The sequence below is a fragment of the Nocardioides ureilyticus genome (genome assembly GCF_051280745.1).
Taxonomy (GTDB): Bacteria; Actinomycetota; Actinomycetes; order Propionibacteriales; family Nocardioidaceae; genus Nocardioides.
Genome location: NZ_JBNCOG010000009.1, coordinates 98,980 through 117,346, shown reverse-complemented (window position 1 = coordinate 117,346; position 18,367 = coordinate 98,980). Strand labels below are relative to the sequence as shown.

Genomic DNA, 18,367 nt, shown 5'->3' with positions numbered 1-18,367 from the left:
GGATGGCCTCCGTGCACTCGATCTCCGACGACCCGCTCACCGTCCCCGGGCCCGACCTGGACCTCGACGCACTCCGTGCCTCGGTGGAGGAGCACTGGGGCCTCGCCGGCAACCTCACGCCCCTCCACGGTGAACGCGACCGGAACTTCCGGCTGGACGGCAGCAGCGGGCGCCACCTGCTCAAGGTGCACAACCCGGCCGACGCCGAGGCAGTGCTCGACCTGCAGGCCTCGGCGCTGCAGCACCTCCGAGCGGTCGACCCCGGGCTGCCCGTCGCCGGCGTCGTCACCACCAGGGACGGCCGACCGTGGGTGCGGCTGACCGGCCGCGACGGTCGCCTCTCGTACGCCTGGGTGATGACCTGGCTCGACGGCCGGCACCCCGAGCCCGACGAGCTGGACGTCGCGCACCTGCGGGAGTGGGGGCGCACGAGCGCGCGGCTGGGCCGCGCCCTGCGGGGCTTCGCGCACCCGTCCGCGACCCAGCCCCTCACGTGGGACCTCAAGCGGCTGCCGCTGCTGCGACCCTGGCTCCCCGCGGTCGCAGCCGAACGGCGACCGGCCGTGCAGGCCGTGCTCGACCGGTTCGAGCAGCGGGTCACGCCCGTGCTTCCCCGGTTGCGCGCCCAGGTCGTGCACAACGACCTCGCGCCGACCAACGTGCTCGTCGACGAGGCGCTCCGCCTGACCGGCATCACCGACTTCGGAGACCTCACCCACACGGCGCTGGTCTGCGACCTTGCGGTCGCGACGGCCGACCTCCTCGGTGAGCGCACGGACGGGCTGGAGCTCGCGGCGGAGGTGGTCGCGGGCTACCACGCCGTCACGCCGCTCGAGCCGGAGGAGTTCGGGCTGGTGGCCGACCTGGTCGCCGGCCGCTACGCCGCCACCGTCCTCATCACGGCGTGGCGGACCCGGGAGCAGGGTTGGGCCCCCGAGATCGACGACGCGGCGTACCGGTGCCTGGAGACGATGCTGAGCACGGGGCTGGACGACCTCACACGCCACCTCGCACGACCCCTGCCGCGCTCCGGACGGACGACGGCGGCACTGGCGGCCGCTCGGGAACGGGCGTTCGGCGCCCAGCAGCTCAGCTACGACCGACCGTTGCACCTGGTCCGCGGCGCGGGGGTGATGCTCGAGGCTGCGGACGGACGGCGCTATCTCGACGCCTACAACAACGTTCCCGTCGTCGGTCACGCGCATCCCGGCGTGGTCGCGGCGGTGAGCGCACAGCTCGCCGCTCTCAACACCAACAGCCGCTATCTCCAGGACGCCCCGGTCGAGCTCGCGGAGCGGCTGCTGGCGACGGTGCCGGAGCGCTTCGACCGCGTCCTGCTCGTGAACTCCGGGAGCGAGGCCAACGACCTGGCCTGGCGGATCGCCCGGCACGCCACGGGGGCCTCGGGCGGCATCGCCACCGAGTGGGCCTACCACGGCGTCACCGAGGCCAGCTGGGCCTTCTCCCCCGAAGGCTGGCTCGACACCGCCCCGCCGGCCCACATCCGCCTGGTCCGGCCACCGTCGGCCGACCCCGCCGCGGTCGTCGCCGCCGCGCGCGACCTCGCGGAGTCCGGCCACGGTCTGGCCGCCATGCTGGTCGACGGCGTCTTCACCAGCGACGGGGTGCTCGGGCCCGAGCACGAGTGGACACGCGCGGCTGCGGCCGCCGTCCACGGGGCCGGCGGACTGTACGTCGCCGACGAGGTGCAGGCCGGACACGGCCGCACCGGTGACCACCTCTGGAGCTTCGTGGCCGGTGACGTGCCGGCCGACCTCGTCACCGTGGGCAAGCCGATGGGCAACGGCTACCCGGTGGCGGCCGTCATGGGCCCGGCCGCGCTGGTCGACCCGTTCGTCGAGGGCACCGACTACTTCAGCACCTTCGGCGGGAGCACCGCCGCGTGCGCCGCTGCCCTCGCGGTGCTGCGGACCATCGAGGAGGAGCAGCTCGTCGATCGGGCAGCCACCGTCGGCGCACGACTGCTCGAGGCGCTGCGCGAGGTCGCGCGTGGCCGCGCCGACCTCGGGGCGACCCGAGGCTGGGGGCTGGCGCTGGCCGTCGACGTCGTCGACCCGGCGTCCGGGCGACCTGACGCGGAGCGTGCCAGCACGATCGTCGAGGGGATGCGGGAGCACGGCGTCCTCATCGGACGCACCGGTCGCCACCGGGCCACGCTCAAGATCCGGCCGCCGCTGGTCTTCAGCCACGACGACGTCGACGTGCTGGTGGCCGCGTTGGAGCGTGCCCCGCTAGCCTGACGGCTCCGACGCTGGCGGGAGCCGTGGATGACGTACGACGAAGCCCTGGCCGACCGGATCCGTGCGGCCGTCGAGGCCGCAGCCGGGCCGACGGACCACCGGGAGATCAAGATGTTCGGCGGGCTCTGCTGGACGGTGAACACCCACATGGCCGTCGGCACGGGCGAGGACGACCTGATGGTGCACGTCGGCCAGGACGGGATCGAGGCGGCGCTCGCGAACGGCGCTCGTCGGGCGACGATGGGCGAGCGCACCATGGGCGGCGTGGTCCTGGTCGCTGCGGCGGACCTACCGGACGACGCCGCCCTCGACGCCTGGGTCGCGCCCGCCGTCGCGCGGGCGCAGGCCAAGCCCCCGAAGCCGCCGAAGAAGTAGGTAACCGGCGAGGAACGCTCCGGAAAGCAATCAGGCCCGGATCCGTGAAGATCCGGGCCTGAGCCTTGTAGCGGGGGCAGGATTTGAACCTGCGACCTCTGGGTTATGAGCCCAGCGAGCTACCGAGCTGCTCCACCCCGCGTCGGTGAACCCAACGTTACGACACGGGGTGGAGCCACACAAATCGGGGGTCCCCCGACCGTGTCCGGCCTACTCGGCGGCCGGGTCCGCCTCGTCCGTGGCGCCGCTCCCGGCGTCGCCCTCGTCGCCCTGGTCGGTCACCTCACCCGACTGCCCGGACAGCTCGACGGCGTCGGCGATCGCCCGCTCGGCGCGGTCGACCTGGCGCTGGTACTCCGCGAGGTCCCCGTCCTGCAGCGCCTCGCGCGCAGTGGCGAACGCCGTCTCGGCCGTGCTCAGCAGCTGCCGGATCCGCTCCGCGCGGGTGCCGGTGAGCTCGCCGCCCTCGTCACCGCCATCGCCGCCGCCACCCGGCGAGGGCTCGTCGACGGAGCCTCCCGAGTCGCCGGAGACGCCGAGCAGGCTCGCGAGCGCGTCCCGCAGCGTCGGGCCGTAGGCGATGTCGTCGCCGTACTTGACCAGCACGTACCGCAGGATCGGGAAGCTCGAGTCCGAGAGCTCACGGGTGGCGTAGACGGGCTGGACGTACATCAGCCCCTCGCCGATCGGCAGCGTCAGCAGGTTGCCGTAGACCGGGCGGGCGCCCGAGCGGTTGAACTGCGCGAGCTGGTCGGCCACGTCAGGGTCGGAGGCGAACTGGTTGGCCACCTGACCCGGTCCGGGGGTCTGCTCGTTGGGCAGCTCCAGCACCCGCATCTCGCCGTAGTCCTCGCTGGTCGCGTCGCCGTTGACCGACACGAACGCCGCCAGGTTGTTCTTCTGGTACGGCACGAAGACCGAGGTCAGCGAGAACTGCTCGTCCTGTGCGTCGTCGCCCGGCTGGTCGACGAAGAGCCGGTACGGCGGCTGCAGCCGGTTCTCGGTGTACGGGTCCTCCGGGACCTCCCAGCGGTTGTTCGCCTGGTAGAAGTCCCGGGGGTCGGTGACGTGGTAGCGCGCGTACTGGTAGCGCTGGACCTTGAAGAGGTCCTCGGGGTAGCGCAGGTGCTCCATCAGCGACTCGGGGATCTGCGCACGCGGCGTCACGGTGCCGGGGAAGGCGTTGCTCCACGCCTCCAGCAGCGGGTCTTCCTCGTCCCAGGCGTAGATGGTCACCTCGCCGGTGTAGGCGTCGACCGTGGCCTTGACCGCGTTGCGCATGTAGTTGATCTCGTCGGTGGGGATCGTCCGCAGCGCGCCGGGAGTGTCGAGCGCGTCGTCGGTCATCGTGTCCAGCGACTCGCGCTCGGCCTGCGGGTAGCGGTCGGTGGTGGTGTAGCCGTCGAGGATCCACAGGATCCGCCCGTCGACCACGGCCGGGTACGGGTCGGCGTCGACGGTCAGCCACGGGGCGACCTTCTGCACCCGCTCCCGCGGACGCCGGTCGTAGAGGATCCGGCTGTTCTCGTTGACCCGGTCCGAGAGCAGGAAGTTCGGCTCGCCGTACTTGACGGCGTACATCAGCTGGTTGAAGAAGCCGCCGACGGCGACGTCGCCATCCGCCTCGTACGTCGTGGTCGTCGCACCCGCGTCCTCCCCACCGGTGGGCAGGTTCAGCTCGATGTCGGGGGCGTCCTCGCTCGGCTTGCCCACGATGGAGTACTCCGGGCTCATCTCGCCGTAGTAGACCCGCGTCTCGAACCCGTCGGTGGCTTCGGTGAGGTCGTTCTGGCCGGCGCCGTTGCCCTCCGCCCACTCGATGCCCGCGTCGTCACCCTCCGCCTCGTCGACGTCGATCTGGGCGCCGTTGTCCTCGGGGCGCTGGTTGGCGTAGGCGGCGATGATCCCGTTGCCGTGGGTGTAGACGGTGTGCAGGTTCAACCAGTTCCGGTCGCCGTCGGGGATGCCGGAGGTGTCCAGCTCACGGACGCCGAGCACCAGCGCCCGGTCCTCCCCCTCGATGTCGTACCGGTCGACGTCGAGGACGTCGGCCACGGTGTAGTAGGCGCGCACCTGCTGGTTCTGCTCGAACGCGTCGCGGACCAGCAGCGGGTCGACGAGCGGGATCGAGGAGGTCTCCTCGTCGAGGCTCGCCACGGTCGCGTCGGACGCCGGCGTGCTGGTGAAGTCCTGCACCTCGACGTCCTCCACGTCGTACGCCGCGCGGGTCGCGTCGATGTTGGCCTTCAGGTAGGGCTCCTCCCGGTCCGCCTCGGACGGCTTGACCTGGAACTGCTGGACCGCGCCCGGCCAGATCAGGCCGAGCAGGACCGCGGAGAGCGCGAGCAGGGCCAGGCCCATCGAGGGCAGCAGCCAGGTCCGGCGCCAGATGTTGAGGAAGAACAGCACCGCGCAGACGACCGCGATGCCCATCAGGATGTTCTTGGCCGGCAGCACGGCGTGGTCGTCGGTGTAGCTCATGCCGGTGAACGGTCCGCCCGACCCGGTGACGAGGTCGAACCGGTCGAGGTAGTAGTCCAGACCCTTCGCCAGCACGAAGACGCCGAGCAGCGCGGAGAGCTGCGCCTGCGCGGCGCCGGAGAGCCGGTCCCGCGGCGCCTGCAGCCGGATGCCGCCGTACAGGTAGTGCACCACCGCCGCGGCCAGCAGCGAGATGACGACCACCGCCATCGTGAAGTCGACGAGGAAGTGGAACCACGGCAGGTCGAAGACGTAGAAGCCGATGTCGCGGGAGAAGTACGGGTCGTCGGTGCCGAAGGCGGTTCCGTTGCGCCACAGCAGGTAGCTGCGCCACTCCCCCGCGCCCGAGGTCCCGGCGAAGAGACCCAGGACCGCGGCGGTGCCGACCAGCAGCCAGGTGCGGATCGGGGTCACCGCGTCGCGGTAGCGGTCCAGGCTCGACTGCTCGGGCGAGGTCGGCCGGAAGAGCGGCCGGTAGCGGTAGGCCAGCCACGCGTTGAGCGCCACGACCAGCGCCATCAGGGCACCGAAGACCAGGAAGAGCCCGGTCCGGGTCCAGAAGAGCGTGGTGAAGACGGAGCCGAAGCCGACGCCGCGGTACCAGAGGCGGTCGGTGTAGAAGGCCGCGAACGTCGTGAGACCGAAGAAGGCCACGACGAGCACGACCGCGGTGATGACCAGCGCACGCGAACGGCGCGGCACCTCCCGCTCGGGCGGCGCGGTGTCCCGCGGGTCGTCGTCGAACAGGTCGCTCACGCGTGTTCCTCCGTCATGCCGTCCTCACCGCCGGGTCCGGCGGTGGTCTCCTCCAGCGTGGCCTGCAGCAGCCTCAGCAGACCGGGCACCAGGTCGGCGCCCCCGACGACCGACTGGTCGTCGTCGTGCGCGCGCAGCCGCAGCGCGCAGTACGTCGAGCCGTCCCGCGTGACGCCCGCGACGATGCGGACCTCCTGGCGGTCGGGGTGGTTCGAGGCGAACTGCTCGGCCTCGGCGGGGTCCTCGGGGACCTGGCCGTCCACGTCCGGCGGGAGCACCAGCCGCTCGACGACCGCGACGCAGCCCGTGACGCCGTGCGGCCACACGATGGTCTCGAGCACCTGCTCCAGCGGCACGTCGGGCGGGAGCTGGTCCTGCTCGACCGCGGTCAGCGACCCCTCCTCCGAGGAGGCGTCGAGCCCCATCTGCGCGGCCAGGACCGGCTCCTGGCGCACCAGCGCACCGGTGTCGACCAGCGCGTAGAGCCGGGCCGGCTGGTCCCAGCCGTCGCCGGCGAGGTGGGCCTCGACCTCGAGCACCGCCGTCGCCAGCGCGGGGTCGACGTCCAGGTCGTCGAGGAGCCCCTCGGGGGTGGGGGGCTCGTGGGGCACCTCGGTCACGCGACCTCCTCGCAGCTCGGCAGCTCGGCGCCCTCGGGGTCGTCGACCCAGGCCTCGATGGCCTCGACGGCGTCGTGCATGGTGTCGGCGCGGGCCAGCCGCATGTCGCCGTTCGGGGCGCCGAGGGCGTCGGCGCAGTTCTCCTGGGGCACCAGGAAGAGCCCGGCGCCGTCGTCGCGGGCCCCGACGATCTTCTGCTGGATGCCGCCGATCGGCCCGACGTTCCCCTCGACGTCGATGGTGCCCGTGCCGGCGACCGTGCCGCCACCGGTCAGCGAGCCCTCGGTCAGCGTGTCGTAGATGGCCAGGGAGAACATCAGCCCGGCGCTGGGGCCGCCGATCGAGTCGTCGATGTCCACCGAGACCTCGAACGGGAAGGTGTAGCCGGTGCCCAGCCGGATGCCGATCTGCGGCCCGCCGTCGACCTGCTCCGGCTCCACCTGCACCGTCCGGCGCTCACCGCCCCGGCGGACCGTGAACTCGACCGGCTCGCCGACCCCGGCCGCCTTGACCGCGTCGACCACGTCCTGCGCGCGCTCGACCGGCTCACCGCCCGCCTCCAGCAGCAGGTCGCGGGGCTCGAGCCGGCCGTCCGCCGGCGTCCCCTCGGTCACGAAGAGCACCTCGATGGCCGGCTCCACGTCGTAGCCGAGCTCGGTGAGGGCCACCGCGGTGGCGGCGTCCTGGGAGGAGACCATGTCGATGGCCCCCCTGGTCGCGCTCTCCTCGTTGGTGGTGCCGCGGTCGTAGACGGCGTCGTAGGGGTAGACCGCGTCCTCGTCGCTGATCCAGTCGGCCATGACCTCGAAGAGGTTGACCTCGGCCTTGGGGCGGGAGACGAAGACGGTCGTCATCCGCAGCTCGCCGCCGTCGCGGTAGGTCTGCTCGCCGTCGACCTGGACGATCTCCTGGCCACCGGTCTCACCGAGCACGTCGACCGTGAGACCGGGCTCGTAGGTGACGTACGGCAGCGGCGCCCGGGCGGCGGCCACGAGCAGGGCGACCACCAGCGGGAGCGCCACGAGGGCCGCGATCGTGCGCTGCGTCATGGCGCAACTGTCTCACCCGGCCACAAGGCGCGTGTGCGGGTGCCGTACCCGCTGGCGGCCTGCCCCAAAACACCGCACACACCACCGCGACACCCGGCGACACCGCCGGGCCGGTCGGCCGCCACGGAGGCCGGCTCAGGACGCGCGTCGCGAGGGGCGTACGGCGACGCCGGTGCTGCGGTCCTCCCGAGCGTCGCGGGCCGGCTTCGGCGGCCGGGGGACGACACCTCCCCGCGGCTCGCGCTCCAGCGCGGCGGCCAGACGCTGCACGGCGACGTCCCGGTCGACCTCTCCGCGCCGCTCGCGACCCGCCCAGCTGACCCAGCCCATCGCTGCGACCGTCACGACGGCCGGCGGCACGAGCCACAGCAGGATCTCCACGGAGCCAGGCTAGGACCGGCGAGCCGCCCTCGAGCGGAGCCACGCGGGCCGGCTGTCCGGTCAGGGCGATCCCACCCACTCCTCGGTGCCGTCGCCGAAGCGCTGGTGCTTCCAGATCGGCACCTCCGCCTTGAGGGTGTCGATGAGGTCGCGGGAGGCCTCGAACGCCGTTCCCCGGTGGGCGGAGGCGGTGGCCACCACCACGGCCGCGTCGCCGATCGCGAGGCTGCCGACCCGGTGCACCGCGGCCACGCCGTGCACGTCGTGCGCCTCGGCCACCCGCTCGCACACCGCCGTCAGCCGCTCCAGCGCCGTGGGGTGGGCGGAGTAGTCGAGGCCGGTCACGCCCTTGCCGCCGTCGTGGTCGCGCACCCGGCCGACGAAGAGGACCAGGCCGCCGGCGGCGTCGTCGTCCAGGGAGGCGAGCACCTCCTCGACGTCGAGAGGTACGTCGCGGAGTCCGACGAGCCTGACGGCGGGATGGGCCATGGAGCGACCCTAGACCGCAGCCGACCGGGCCGCCCACCAGCCCGCCCACCAGGCCGCCCACCGGCCCACAGGGGCTGGGGCGGCGGCGTACCGTGGGGGCCATGAGCGACGACCCGGCGGACCGCCCCGACGACGGCCAGAACCCGTTCCGCGGCACACCCTTCGAGGCGTTCTTCTCCGGGGGCGCCGGAGGCTTCCCGGCCGGGGTCCCCGGCATGCCCGACCTGAGCCAGCTGTTCGGCCAGATCCAGGCGATGATGCAGCCCTACGACGGCCCGCTCAACTGGGACCTGGCCCTCGACAACGCCCGCAAGGCCGTGGCGCAGCCCGACCCGAGCCCGACGCAGAAGCAGAAGGACGCCGTCGCCGACGCCCTCCGCCTCGCCGACCACTGGCTCGACGCCACCACCTCCTTCCCCTCCGGGGTCACCTCGACGACGGCGTGGAGTCGCGCCGAGTGGCTCGTCGGCACCGTCGACGTCTGGAAGGTGCTCGTCGAGCCGGTCGCGCTGCAGTCGACGCAGGGCATCGCCCAGGCGCTGCCGCCCGAGGCGCGGGCCCAGGCGGGGCCGATCATCGGCATGCTCGGCAAGGCCGTGGGCGCGATGCTCGGGACCCAGGTGGGCTCGGCGCTCGGCGCGCTCGCCGGCGAGGTGCTCAGCGTCTCCGACGTCGGTGTCCCGCTCGCCACGCCCGGACGGGCGGCACTGGTGCCCGCCAACATCGCCGGCTTCGCCGAGGGCCTCGACGTCACCGAGGACGACGTGCTGCTCTACCTCGCGCTGCGCGAGGCCGCGCACCAGCGCCTCTTCGCCCACGTCCCGTGGCTCCGCGAGCACGTGATCGGCGCGGTGACCGACTACGCGCGCGGCGTGGAGATCAACGCCGAGGGCATCCAGGCCCGCATCGAGGAGCAGATGCGCGGCGTCGACCCGACCAACCCCGAGTCGATGCAGCAGCTGCTCGAGGGCGGCCTCTTCGACATGCCGCGCTCGCCGCAGCAGGAGGCGGCGCTGCAGCGGCTCGAGACCGTGCTGGCGCTCGTCGAGGGCTGGGTCGACGAGGTCGTCGGCCAGGCCACGGCGGAGCGGATGCCGGCCGCCGCGAAGATGCAGGAGGCGGTCCGCCGCCGCCGCGCCGCGGGCGGACCCGCCGAGCAGACCTTCGCCTCGCTCGTCGGCCTCGAGCTGCGGCCCCGGCGCCTGCGGGACGCCTCCACCCTCTGGGGCTCGCTGCGCACGCGGCAGGGCGTCGAGGCCCGCGACGGCGTGTGGATGCACCCCGACCTGCTCCCCACGGCCGCCGACCTCGACGACCCGCTGGGCTTCCGCGAGGACGCCGCGGCACCCGAGGCGCTCACCGACGAGGACTTCGACGCCGAGCTGCGCAAGCTCCTCGACCCCGACGAGTGACGCTCCACGCGGACGCGACCGGCACGCTCGGTCGCTGGGTGGCCCCGACGCCGGACCAGGAGGCCCTTCGCGAGCGGTACGTCGCCCACCTGCGCGCCCACCCCGACGGCCTCGACCGGTCGTGCCGGCCCGACCACGTCACGGCCAGCACCCTGGTCGTCGACGCCAGCGCGGAGCACGTGCTGCTCACCCTGCACGGCAAGGCGCAGCGGTGGTTCCAACTCGGCGGCCACTGCGAGCCCGGTGACACCACGCTCGCCGGCGCGGCGCTGCGGGAGGCCACCGAGGAGTCCGGCATCGAGGGGCTCGTGGTCGACGACGCACCAGTCCACCTCTCCGAGCACGCCGTGCCGTTCTGCGGGACCACGGACGACGCAGACCGTCCCGTCCACCACCTCGACGTCCGGTTCCTGGCCGTGGCCCCCGCCGGCGCGGTGCACCAGGTGAGCGAGGAGTCGATCGACCTGCGGTGGTGGCCGGTGACCGGCCTGCCGGACCCGGAGCTCGCCGACCTGGTCGAGCTGGCCCTGGTCCGGCTCGCCGAGGGAGCCCTGGTCGCCGGGTCGCGGTCGGATCAGCCGGCGTCCGCGCTCGACGGCGGGTCCACCCGCGCCGCCGCGGACCAGCCCTCCAGGTAGCCCTTCGCCCGCTCGGTCTGCGGGTAACGCTCCACCCAGGCCCAGAACCGGGCGTCATGGCCGGCCTCGATGAGGTGCGCGAGCTCGTGGACGATCACGTAGTCGATCACCCACGCCGGCATGCCCTGCAGCCGCGCCGAGAGCCGGATCGCCCGGTCCCCCGGGCTGCAGGAGCCCCAGCGGGTGTGCTGGTTGGCGACCCAGCGCACCGACTCGGGCACCGCGATGCCGCCCAGGTAGCGGTCGTTGAGGACCAGGGCCCGGGCCATCAGCTCGTCGTCGGACGGGCGCAGCCGGCGCTCGGAGCGCTCGAGGCGGGCGACCATCTTCTCCACCCAGTCCTCCTCCTCCCGGCGGGAGAGGCTGGCAGGGACCAGGACGACGATCCGCTCCCCCTCGCGGTACGCCGAGACGGTCCGGCGCCGCCGCTTGGAGCGGCGCACCTCGACCGCCGCGTGATCCGCCATGTGAGGAAAACTACTTCCTCGCCCACTCCAGCAGGCGCTCCTTCGACCACGTGTTGACGATCCGGTCGGGTTCGATGCCGGCCTCGGCCGCCCGCTCCGCGCCGTACCAGAGGAAGTCCAGCTGGCCCGGCGCGTGCGCGTCGCTGTCGATGGAGAAGACGCACCCGAGGTCGCGGGCCAGCTCCAGCAGCTCGGTGGGCGGGTCGCGCCGCTCCGGGCGGGAGTTGATCTCCACCGCGACGTCGTGCTCGGCGCACGACTCGAAGACCGCGCGGGCGTCGAACTGCGACGGAGGCCGGGTGCCGCGGCCGCCGGTCACCAGGCGGCCGGTGCAGTGGCCCAGCACGTTCATGTGCCGGTTCCGGGTGGCGGCGACCATCCGCCGGGTCATCGCGGACGCCTCCATCCGCAGCTTGGAGTGCACGCTCGCCACCCGCACGTCGAGCCGGTCGAGCATCTCCTCGGTCTGGTCGAGCCCGCCGTCGTCGAGGATGTCCACCTCGATGCCCTTGAGCAGCGTGAAGGCCGCTCGGCCTGAGCCTGTCGAAGGGCCGAGGTGCTCGTTCACGGCGTCGACCACGCCGAGCTGCCGGGTCAGCCGCTCGGCGCTCAGCCCCCGGGCGACCTTGAGCCGTGGGGAGTGGTCGGTGAGCACGAGGTACTCGTGGCCGAGCTCCATCGCGGTCATCGCCATCTCCTCGATCGGCGAACCGCCGTCGGACCAGTCGGAGTGGGAGTGGAGGTCGCCGCGGAGGGCGGCACGGAGGTCGTGGCCGCTGTCGGTGAGCGGCCCGGCGTGCGCCGCCTCGAGCTCCGCGAGCCGTCGAGGCGTCTCGCCGCGCACCGCCTCCGCGATCACCCGGCCCGACGACGTGCCGACCCCGGGCAGGTCGGTCAGCGTGCCCTCCTCGACCATCCGCGTGACGTCCGCGGCCGGCAGGGGCAGGATCGCCGCGGCGGCCCCTCGGTAGGCCTTGACCTTGTAGGTGTCCTCCCGGGCCCGCTCGAGGAGGAAGGCGATGCGTCGGAGCGCGGCCACGGGTCCGGCGGTGTAGGGCTCCCCCGACGTCGGTGGCTCACCCACGGCGGCTCCTCCTCGCGATCGGATCTGGGCAATTGTTGTCCACAGGCGGTGGACAGACATCCCGGCTGGTCAGCGGCGACCTGCGGTGGTTCGACGACCGCTCCTCCACAGGCCCCTCCCCTCCGGGGGCCGGTCCATCCACCGTCCAGCGGCACTGTCCCCAGCGTCATCCACAGGGCCATCCACAGGCGTGGACCGCGTGCCGTTGACCGGTGTCCGTCCCGAACCTAGCGTGGGGGTCCGACGAGGCCCCCGGGCCGGCGCTCGACACACGCAAGGGGAAGGCGGGTGTCACCAGCGCCGGCCGGGGGCCTCGCCATCTGGCCGTCGTGCGGACGGCCCGGCGTCACTCGCCGACGAAGACCGGGCGCCGCTTCTCCTTGCTGGCGCGGATGCCCTCCTGCAGGTCGGCGGTGGCGAGGGTGATCGGCTGCGCCATCGCCTCCCACTGGACGCAGGACTCGAAGTCGCGGTGCCCGCCGTCCATCAGGGCGAGCTTCGTCAGCCGGCTCGCGATGGGCGCGGTGGCGGCGACCTCGCGGGCGGTCGCGAGCACCTCGTCGTGGAAGGCGTCCGGCTCGATCACGCGGGAGACCATGCCCATCGCCAGCGCCTCGTCGGCCTCGACGACGCGGCCGGTCAGCAGCAGGTCGCGGGCGTGCGCCTCGCCGACCACGTTGGGCAGCAGGTAGGTGCCGGCCATACCGGCGTGCATGCCGAGCTTGACGAACGGTGCCCCGAGCTTGGCGCCCCGCGCGGCGTAGCGGAGGTCGCAGGCCAGCGCCAGGCACAGGCCGGCACCGATGGCGGCGCCGTTGACGGCGGCGATGGTCGGGACCTCCAGCCTGCGGATGGAGAGCCAGGCGCGGTAGAAGGCCATCATCCGCGTCCGCAGGTAGTCCACCGAGGCCTCGGGCTCGCTGGCGATCCAGCCGGTGTTGCCACCGGAGCAGAACGCCGACCCCTCCCCCGTCACGACGACCACGCGCACCGATCGGTCGGCCGCGAGCTCGTCGATCGCCGCCGTCCAGGAGGCGGTCATCTCGTCCGACATCGCGTTGCGCATGTCGGGGTTGTCCAGGGTCAGCACGGCCACGCCGTCGTCGGTGCGGTCGAGGCGGAGGTGGGTGAGGTCAGCCATGGGCGCAGAGTACTGAGCCGCCGCCCGGCCCCGGCACGCCTCCCACGGCCGCGGCGCGCGGTGACGTAGTGTCGGAGCGGCCCGGTGGCGACCGCCCCCGGGCTCCGACGGGCCATCCGACGATCCCCGTCGCGACGACCGAAGTGAGAAGAAGCGAGGAGGCCGTCATGGCGGAGACCTGGAGCGGCGAGTTCTACTGCGTCAAGTGCAAGGAGAAGCGCGAGGCCGAGGGCGAGGTCAAGGTCAACGACAAGGGCACCCGCATGGCCAAGGCGACCTGCCCCGTCTGCAGCACCAACCTCAACCGGATCCTGGGCAAGGCCTGAGCTGACGCTCGAGTCGGCCCTCGAGTCGGCCTCGGATCACGCAGTCCCCGACTGACCGGCGGCGCCCCCTGAGGGGGCGCCGCCGGAGTCGTCTCCCAGGTCGTCGTGCGCGTCCGATGGCCCTGTGGAGAGCCCCGGCGGCTGGGGCCTCCTCGTGTGAGGCTGCGGGCATGCCCCGCTCGCTCCGCCCCGGCCTCGCCGTCGTACGACGCGACGACGGCCACCTGCAGGTCGGCATCGATCCACCGCTCCGCGTGGTGCTGGCCGACCACCCCGACGTACGCCGCGTGCTCGATGCCCTGAGCCGCGGCGAGGAGCCCGCTGCCGGCCCGGCGACGTCGCGGGTGATCCAAGCGCTGGCGGCCGCCGGCGCGCTCGTCGATCGCGGGAGGGCGGCCCCGCCGGCCGCGCCCGTCGCCACCGTCGAGGCGGCGTGGGCCGGCCACGGGGACGACGCTCCCCGTCGCTTGGCCGCCCGAGCAGCGGCCCGGGTCTCCTGGGACGCGCCGGCCGGTGTCGACGACCCGCTCCGCACGCTGCTGCGCGACGCCGGGCTCGGCACCGCCTCCACGGGCACGGGCGACGTCCACCTCGTGGTCGCCCACGGGGAGGTGGCCCGCGCTCGGGTCGACGCCTGCATGCGCGACGGCATGCCGCACCTGGTGGTCTCCGGACGAGGTGGCGGACGTGTCGTCGGGCCGTTCGTCGCGCCGGGCGCCTCGCCCTGCCTGCGGTGCGACGACGCGCACCTGGGCGAGCGCGACCCGCGACGGGCGCTCGTGGTCGAGCAGGCGGCGCGCGCCGCCGCGCCACCGCCGGACCCGGTCACGCTCACCCTGGCCCTGGCGTGGGCCGTCCGTGACCTGGTGGCCTGGGTCGACGGCGACCGACCCACGACGTGGGGCGCCTGCTTCGCCATCGGACCGACGGGCGTCCCCGAGCCGCGGTCGATCGCGCGTCACCCGCACTGCGGGTGCGGGTGGGCCGACTTCCTGCGCCAGGCGACCGGCTGAGCCGTCACCGGCGCTGCGGCCGGCCTCCCCGGCGGGTGCTCACCAGGAGTCGCTGTCCAGCTTCCCCTCCATCGCGCGCAGGTGCTCACGCGAGCAGGTGTCGCAGAAGGTCCGGGGTCGGTCGCGTTCGACCGCCGTCGTCCAGCTGAGGCTGCGGACGAGGTCGCTCTCCTGTCGCCCGCACCAGTCGCAGGTGCGGGGTCGCTGCTCCGGCTCGCTCATCCCCCCGACGGTAGCGCCGGTCCGGCCGGTCTCGGCGCAGGCACGGCGGAGCCCGGCGCGACGTCGGGTCGCGCCGGGCTCCGTACGGACCGGGCCAGCCGCTCAGCCCGGGACGGGCACCGGTGGCCGGTGCTGGCCCCGGCTCACAGCGCCCTGGCCAACGCGAGGCGCGCCTGGTGGGCGGCCTGCTCCGCACGACGCCCCAGGCGCGCGGGCCAGGTCCGCTCGGTGCTCGGACGGGACGGGTGCGCCTCTCCCAGGCGCCCGGGCATTTGTGCACGGGCCAGGGCTTCGTGGAGAGAACAGGTCTCGGTGCTCGGGTGGGTCAGGTCGGTGGGGGTCATCGAGGTGGTCATCTCTTCGGCTCCTTCGGGTGTCGGGTCGGTGGCCGGTCGGCCGCGGTGCTCAGAGCGTGCGCGCGATGGCGGTCCGGGCCTGCTGCGCGGCGGTCTCCGCCTTGCGGTGCAGTCGGACGGCCCGGGCCAGCTGCCGGGAGCGGCCGGCGCGCTGTGCGTCGCCCACCCGGGCGGTCATGTCCGCGCGGGCGAGCTCGGCATGGAGGTGGATCATGGCGAGTCCTTCGGGTGTCGTCGTGGTTGGTCGGTGGTGCGGGTGGGGCCGGTGGTGCGGGGGTGCTGGTGGTGCGGGTCGGTCAGGCGGCGTCGGTCTTGCGCGGCCGGCCCCGGGGGCGCTTGCGCGGGATCACCACGCCTTGCAGGAAGAGCTGTCCGCCCCAGACACCCCACGGCTCGCGCCGCTCCAGGGCGCCGTCCAGGCAGAGGGAGCGGACGGGGCAGCCCTGGCACAGGGCCTTGGCCTGCTCCACGTCGCTGGGCGACTCGGCGAACCAGAGCTCGGGGTTGTTCGCCCGGCAGGGCAGGAGCTCCTGGTCGACCTCGGCGGCCCGGTCGTGCAGCCGGCCGAGGCTCGGCTCGTCACCCGGCTCCTCGGCACTCGCCCCGTCGGCACGGGGTCGGTCGAGAACGCTGGCAGTCATGTGTTCACCTCCTTCCAGTCCTTCGTCGCGGGTGGTGCGGGTCGGTGGGTTCGTCCGCGGCCGGGGAAACGAAAAGGCCGCGGATCCCGGTTCTCGGGTTCCGCGGCCTGGAGGCTGCCGATGCTGCTGGTGGTCAGCAGATCGGTGGTCTCCAGGCACTGGTCCCCCGGATGCGCGCCGGAACGAGGCGCAGATCGCCCTTGGTCCACGCAGCAGCGGTCGCGGCGGCGGACAGCGAGCCCGTGACGGCCACCGTCACGACGGCCGAGGAGGCGGCCGTCGCGGAGGCGTGGCCGCGCGCGGGCAGGGCAAAGCCAGACGGGCACAGAGCCATCTGGTTCGTCGTCATGCTGTTCACGGGTCCACCTCCTCCGGTGTGCGGGCGCCGGTCGTGTCAGGACCGTGGTGCGCGTTGGGCTGGTGAAGGGAAGTTATCGCCCCGCGTCCGCGGGCGGCAAATGAATTACCGGGCATTTCCGAGAATTTTTTGCACCGGCTGCGGAGGCAACCGGGTGCCGCCTCCCCGCGTGGGGCGAGAAGCCGGTGCTGACCTGCAGGAACGGCTCAGCCGACCAGCGCCAGGACGTCCTCGCCGTACCGCTCGACCTTCGACCTGCCTATACCGCTGATCCGCAGGAGGGCCTCCGGCGTGCGGGGCTTCTGCTCGGCGATGAGCTGGAGCGTGGCGTCGGTGAAGACCACGAACGCCGGCACCGACTCGCTGTCGGCGCGCTCCTTGCGCCAGCCCCGGAGCCGCTCGTAGAGCTCCTCGTCGTACGACGCCGGGCAGTCGTGGCACCGGCCCCGCTTCTTCTCGACCGCGCTGGTCAGCGGCGCACCGCACTCCCGGCAGGTGGCGAGCTTGCGCCGCCGCGGCTGGTCCTGCGTCCGCGCGTCGTCGGGGAGCAGCGGCGTCAGGAACCGCGACGGCTTCCGCGCCGCCCGACCGCCCGGCTGGCGGGCCATCGCCCAGGAGAGGGCGAGGTCGACCCGCGCCCGGGTCATGCCGACGTAGAGCAGTCGGCGCTCCTCCTCCACCGCGGCCGGGGTGTCGGCGTAGGTGATGGGCAACGTGCCGTCCTGGAGCCCGCAGAGGAAGACCGAGTCCCACTCGAGGCCCTTGGCCGCGTGGAAGGTGGCCAGCGTGACGCCGTCCGCCACGGGGGCGTGCTGCTCGGCGGCCCGGCGGTCGAGATCGGCGACGAACGCCTCGAGCGTCCCCCCGCCGGCCTCGAACTCACCGGCCTGGTCGACCAGCGCCTGCCAGGACTCCCAGCGGTCGCGGGTCTGCCCACGGGCCGAGGGCGCCTCGGCGGTCCAGCCCATCCCGCCGAGGACACCGGTCACCGTGTCGACGACGCCCACGCCCTCGCCGGAGCGGGCGGCCCCACGGATGCGGGTGACGGCCTCGCGCACCTCGGCCCGGTCGAAGAAGCGGGCCGCGCCCCGGACGACGTACGGGATGCGGCGGGCGGCCAGCGCCTCCTCGAACGCCTCGGACTGGGCGTTGATGCGGAAGAGGATCGCGATCTCGCCCAACGGGCGGCCGGCCGACCGCAGGGCGAGGACGCGGGCGGCGACGTCCTCCGCCTCGGCCACCTCGTCGGGCCGCGCGGAGTAGGTGACCTGCGGCCCGGCGGGACGCTGCGCCCGCAGGTCGACCCCTTGGCTCGAGGTGCCGGCCAGCAAGGTGTTGGCCGCCTCCACGACCTGCGGCGTGGACCGGTAGTTGCGCACCAGCTCGACGGAGGTGGTGCCGGGGTGCTGGGCGGGGAACTCGCGGAGGTAGGCGGCGTCGGCCCCGGCGAAGGAGTAGATCGTCTGCGCGGGGTCGCCCACGACGCAGATCTCGTGGCGCCCGCCGAGCCACAGGTCGAGCAGCGCGGACTGGAGGGGCGAGACGTCCTGGAACTCGTCGACGACGAACCACTTGTACTGCCGGCGCACCTGCGCGGCGACCCGTTCGTCCTCGGCCAGCAGCCCGGCGTTGAGCAGCAGGACGTCCTCCATGTCCATCCGGCCGGCCTCGCGCTTGACGTCCTCGTAGCTGCCGAAGAGCCGGCCCACGGTCTCGGCGTCGAGGTTCGTGACGGTGCGGCCCCGCGCGGCCGCCACCCGGGCGTAGTCGTCGGGCTGGACGTTGCTCACCTTCGCCCACTCGACCTCCGAGGCGAGGTCGCGCAGCAGCGCCTGGTCGGCCTGGACCCGACGGCGCCGTGCCGCCGTCGCCAGCAGCCCGATCTTCGACTCCACCAGGGACGGGAGCTCGGTCCCGTGGACCTGCGGCCAGAAGTACCGCAGCTGGCGCAGGGCGGCCGAGTGGAACGTCCGCGCCTGCACCCCGCCGGCGCCGAGCGCCCGCAGCCGGCCGCGCATCTCGCCGGCGGCGCGGGTGGTGAAGGTGACCGCCAGGACCTCCGTGGGGGCGTAGACGCCGGTCGCCACGCCGTAGGCGATCCGGTGCGTGATCGCCCGGGTCTTCCCCGTGCCGGCACCGGCCAGCACCCGGACCGGTCCGCGCAGCGCCTCGGCGACCCGACGCTGCTCGGGGTCGAGGGCGGCGAGCAGGTCGTCGGCGCGGGTCATCGAGGAACAACTCCTGGGAACCGGTGGTTGGAGCGGACGGTTCCAGACCCTAGATGCCGGAGGCGACAG

At 73.6% G+C, this 18,367-nt stretch carries 19 protein-coding genes, 1 tRNA gene and 1 pseudogene; 6 read left to right on the top strand and 15 right to left on the bottom strand.

Annotation, left to right across the window (positions count from 1 at the left end; all coding sequences use genetic code 11):
• Window positions 1-11 precede the first annotated feature (11 nt).
• A complete protein-coding gene (locus ACSMHG_RS07270) occupies window positions 12-2,261 on the top strand; it encodes an aminotransferase class III-fold pyridoxal phosphate-dependent enzyme (RefSeq protein ID WP_435743191.1) in 2,250 nt (749 codons plus the stop codon).
• A gap of 27 nt (window positions 2,262-2,288) precedes the next feature.
• Window positions 2,289-2,636, top strand: a complete 348-nt coding sequence (locus tag ACSMHG_RS07265) for a TfoX/Sxy family protein (RefSeq protein ID WP_435743189.1) — start codon at window positions 2,289-2,291, stop codon at window positions 2,634-2,636.
• Between the two features lie 68 nt (window positions 2,637-2,704).
• On the opposite strand, the gene ACSMHG_RS07260 is transcribed toward ACSMHG_RS07265, so the two are convergent.
• From ACSMHG_RS07260 to ACSMHG_RS07235, 6 genes are all read right to left on the bottom strand, one after another.
• Window positions 2,705-2,778, bottom strand: a tRNA-Met gene (locus ACSMHG_RS07260).
• A 68-nt stretch (window positions 2,779-2,846) separates the two neighbouring features.
• Complete coding sequence (locus ACSMHG_RS07255; protein WP_435743187.1) at window positions 2,847-5,873, bottom strand: UPF0182 family membrane protein; 3,027 nt, start codon at window positions 5,871-5,873, stop codon at window positions 2,847-2,849.
• Window positions 5,870-6,493: a PPA1309 family protein gene (locus tag ACSMHG_RS07250; protein ID WP_435743185.1), complete on the bottom strand. Its 624-nt coding sequence runs from the start codon at window positions 6,491-6,493 to the stop codon at window positions 5,870-5,872. The genes ACSMHG_RS07255 and ACSMHG_RS07250 overlap by 4 nt, the downstream gene beginning before the upstream one ends.
• Window positions 6,490-7,542: a YlbL family protein gene (locus tag ACSMHG_RS07245; protein WP_435743183.1), complete on the bottom strand. Its 1,053-nt coding sequence runs from the start codon at window positions 7,540-7,542 to the stop codon at window positions 6,490-6,492. The genes ACSMHG_RS07250 and ACSMHG_RS07245 overlap by 4 nt, the downstream gene beginning before the upstream one ends.
• A gap of 135 nt (window positions 7,543-7,677) precedes the next feature.
• Window positions 7,678-7,923, bottom strand: coding sequence for a hypothetical protein (locus tag ACSMHG_RS07240; protein WP_435743181.1), 246 nt, complete (start codon window positions 7,921-7,923; stop codon window positions 7,678-7,680).
• A gap of 60 nt (window positions 7,924-7,983) precedes the next feature.
• The gene (locus tag ACSMHG_RS07235; RefSeq protein ID WP_435743179.1) at window positions 7,984-8,412 is read right to left on the bottom strand and encodes a molybdenum cofactor biosynthesis protein MoaE; all 429 of its coding nucleotides are present in this window, start codon (window positions 8,410-8,412) and stop codon (window positions 7,984-7,986) included.
• Window positions 8,413-8,513: 101 nt separating this feature from the next.
• On the opposite strand from ACSMHG_RS07235, the gene ACSMHG_RS07230 reads away from it, so the two are divergent.
• Window positions 8,514-9,824, top strand: coding sequence for a zinc-dependent metalloprotease (locus ACSMHG_RS07230; protein ID WP_435743177.1), 1,311 nt, complete (start codon window positions 8,514-8,516; stop codon window positions 9,822-9,824).
• On the top strand, window positions 9,821-10,462 hold the full coding sequence (locus ACSMHG_RS07225; protein WP_435743175.1) for an NUDIX hydrolase: 642 nt from the start codon (window positions 9,821-9,823) through the stop codon (window positions 10,460-10,462). Before ACSMHG_RS07230 ends, ACSMHG_RS07225 begins: the two co-directional genes overlap by 4 nt.
• Here the strand turns inward: ACSMHG_RS07225 and ACSMHG_RS07220 are convergent.
• From ACSMHG_RS07220 to ACSMHG_RS07210, 3 genes are all read right to left on the bottom strand, one after another.
• Window positions 10,399-10,929, bottom strand: coding sequence for a M48 metallopeptidase family protein (locus tag ACSMHG_RS07220; protein ID WP_435743173.1), 531 nt, complete (start codon window positions 10,927-10,929; stop codon window positions 10,399-10,401). The genes ACSMHG_RS07225 and ACSMHG_RS07220 overlap by 64 nt on opposite strands.
• 10 nt (window positions 10,930-10,939) lie before the next feature.
• A complete protein-coding gene (locus ACSMHG_RS07215) occupies window positions 10,940-12,013 on the bottom strand; it encodes a PHP domain-containing protein (RefSeq protein WP_435743171.1) in 1,074 nt (357 codons plus the stop codon).
• A 346-nt stretch (window positions 12,014-12,359) separates the two neighbouring features.
• Window positions 12,360-13,154 carry an enoyl-CoA hydratase/isomerase family protein gene (locus ACSMHG_RS07210; protein ID WP_435743169.1) on the bottom strand — a complete coding sequence of 265 codons (795 nt, stop codon included), beginning with the start codon at window positions 13,152-13,154 and terminating at the stop codon, window positions 12,360-12,362.
• Between the two features lie 167 nt (window positions 13,155-13,321).
• Between ACSMHG_RS07210 and ACSMHG_RS07205 the strand changes: the two genes are divergently transcribed.
• Complete coding sequence (locus ACSMHG_RS07205; protein ID WP_166133072.1) at window positions 13,322-13,480, top strand: DUF5679 domain-containing protein; 159 nt, start codon at window positions 13,322-13,324, stop codon at window positions 13,478-13,480.
• Window positions 13,481-13,650: 170 nt separating this feature from the next.
• A complete protein-coding gene (locus tag ACSMHG_RS07200) occupies window positions 13,651-14,493 on the top strand; it encodes a hypothetical protein (protein WP_435743166.1) in 843 nt (280 codons plus the stop codon).
• A 39-nt stretch (window positions 14,494-14,532) separates the two neighbouring features.
• Here the strand turns inward: ACSMHG_RS07200 and ACSMHG_RS07195 are convergent, their stop codons facing one another.
• The 6 genes and pseudogenes from ACSMHG_RS07195 to ACSMHG_RS07170 form a co-directional block, all read right to left on the bottom strand.
• A complete protein-coding gene (locus ACSMHG_RS07195; protein WP_435743164.1) occupies window positions 14,533-14,715 on the bottom strand; it encodes a hypothetical protein in 183 nt (60 codons plus the stop codon).
• Window positions 14,716-14,858: 143 nt separating this feature from the next.
• Window positions 14,859-15,086 (bottom strand): annotated as a pseudogene (locus ACSMHG_RS07190) (putative WhiB-interacting protein); the annotation flags it as partial.
• A gap of 34 nt (window positions 15,087-15,120) precedes the next feature.
• Window positions 15,121-15,285 (bottom strand): hypothetical protein, encoded by a 165-nt coding sequence (locus ACSMHG_RS07185; RefSeq protein ID WP_435743160.1) that lies wholly within the window; start codon window positions 15,283-15,285, stop codon window positions 15,121-15,123.
• A gap of 82 nt (window positions 15,286-15,367) precedes the next feature.
• Window positions 15,368-15,712, bottom strand: coding sequence for a WhiB family transcriptional regulator (locus ACSMHG_RS07180; RefSeq protein ID WP_435743158.1), 345 nt, complete (start codon window positions 15,710-15,712; stop codon window positions 15,368-15,370).
• 133 nt (window positions 15,713-15,845) lie between these two features.
• Entirely contained in the window at window positions 15,846-16,070 is a 225-nt protein-coding gene (locus ACSMHG_RS07175) for a hypothetical protein (RefSeq protein WP_435743156.1), read from the bottom strand.
• 206 nt (window positions 16,071-16,276) lie between these two features.
• Window positions 16,277-18,298: an ATP-dependent DNA helicase UvrD2 gene (locus ACSMHG_RS07170; RefSeq protein WP_435743154.1), complete on the bottom strand. Its 2,022-nt coding sequence runs from the start codon at window positions 18,296-18,298 to the stop codon at window positions 16,277-16,279.
• Window positions 18,299-18,367: the final 69 nt, after the last annotated feature.

Bases quoted from the DNA above. Each gene is read 5' to 3' on its own strand.
- ACSMHG_RS07265 (WP_435743189.1), top strand. From the start codon at position 2,289: ATGACGTACGACGAAGCCCTGGCCGACCGGATCCGTGCGGCCGTCGAG.
- ACSMHG_RS07245 (WP_435743183.1), bottom strand. From the start codon at position 7,542: ATGACGCAGCGCACGATCGCGGCCCTCGTGGCGCTCCCGCTGGTGGTC.
- ACSMHG_RS07235 (WP_435743179.1), bottom strand. From the start codon at position 8,412: ATGGCCCATCCCGCCGTCAGGCTCGTCGGACTCCGCGACGTACCTCTC.
- ACSMHG_RS07230 (WP_435743177.1), top strand. From the start codon at position 8,514: ATGAGCGACGACCCGGCGGACCGCCCCGACGACGGCCAGAACCCGTTC.
- ACSMHG_RS07220 (WP_435743173.1), bottom strand. From the start codon at position 10,929: ATGGCGGATCACGCGGCGGTCGAGGTGCGCCGCTCCAAGCGGCGGCGC.
- ACSMHG_RS07210 (WP_435743169.1), bottom strand. From the start codon at position 13,154: ATGGCTGACCTCACCCACCTCCGCCTCGACCGCACCGACGACGGCGTG.
- ACSMHG_RS07205 (WP_166133072.1), top strand. From the start codon at position 13,322: ATGGCGGAGACCTGGAGCGGCGAGTTCTACTGCGTCAAGTGCAAGGAG.
- ACSMHG_RS07200 (WP_435743166.1), top strand. From the start codon at position 13,651: ATGCCCCGCTCGCTCCGCCCCGGCCTCGCCGTCGTACGACGCGACGAC.
- ACSMHG_RS07195 (WP_435743164.1), bottom strand. From the start codon at position 14,715: ATGAGCGAGCCGGAGCAGCGACCCCGCACCTGCGACTGGTGCGGGCGA.
- ACSMHG_RS07185 (WP_435743160.1), bottom strand. From the start codon at position 15,285: ATGATCCACCTCCATGCCGAGCTCGCCCGCGCGGACATGACCGCCCGG.
- ACSMHG_RS07180 (WP_435743158.1), bottom strand. From the start codon at position 15,712: ATGACTGCCAGCGTTCTCGACCGACCCCGTGCCGACGGGGCGAGTGCC.
- ACSMHG_RS07170 (WP_435743154.1), bottom strand. From the start codon at position 18,298: ATGACCCGCGCCGACGACCTGCTCGCCGCCCTCGACCCCGAGCAGCGT.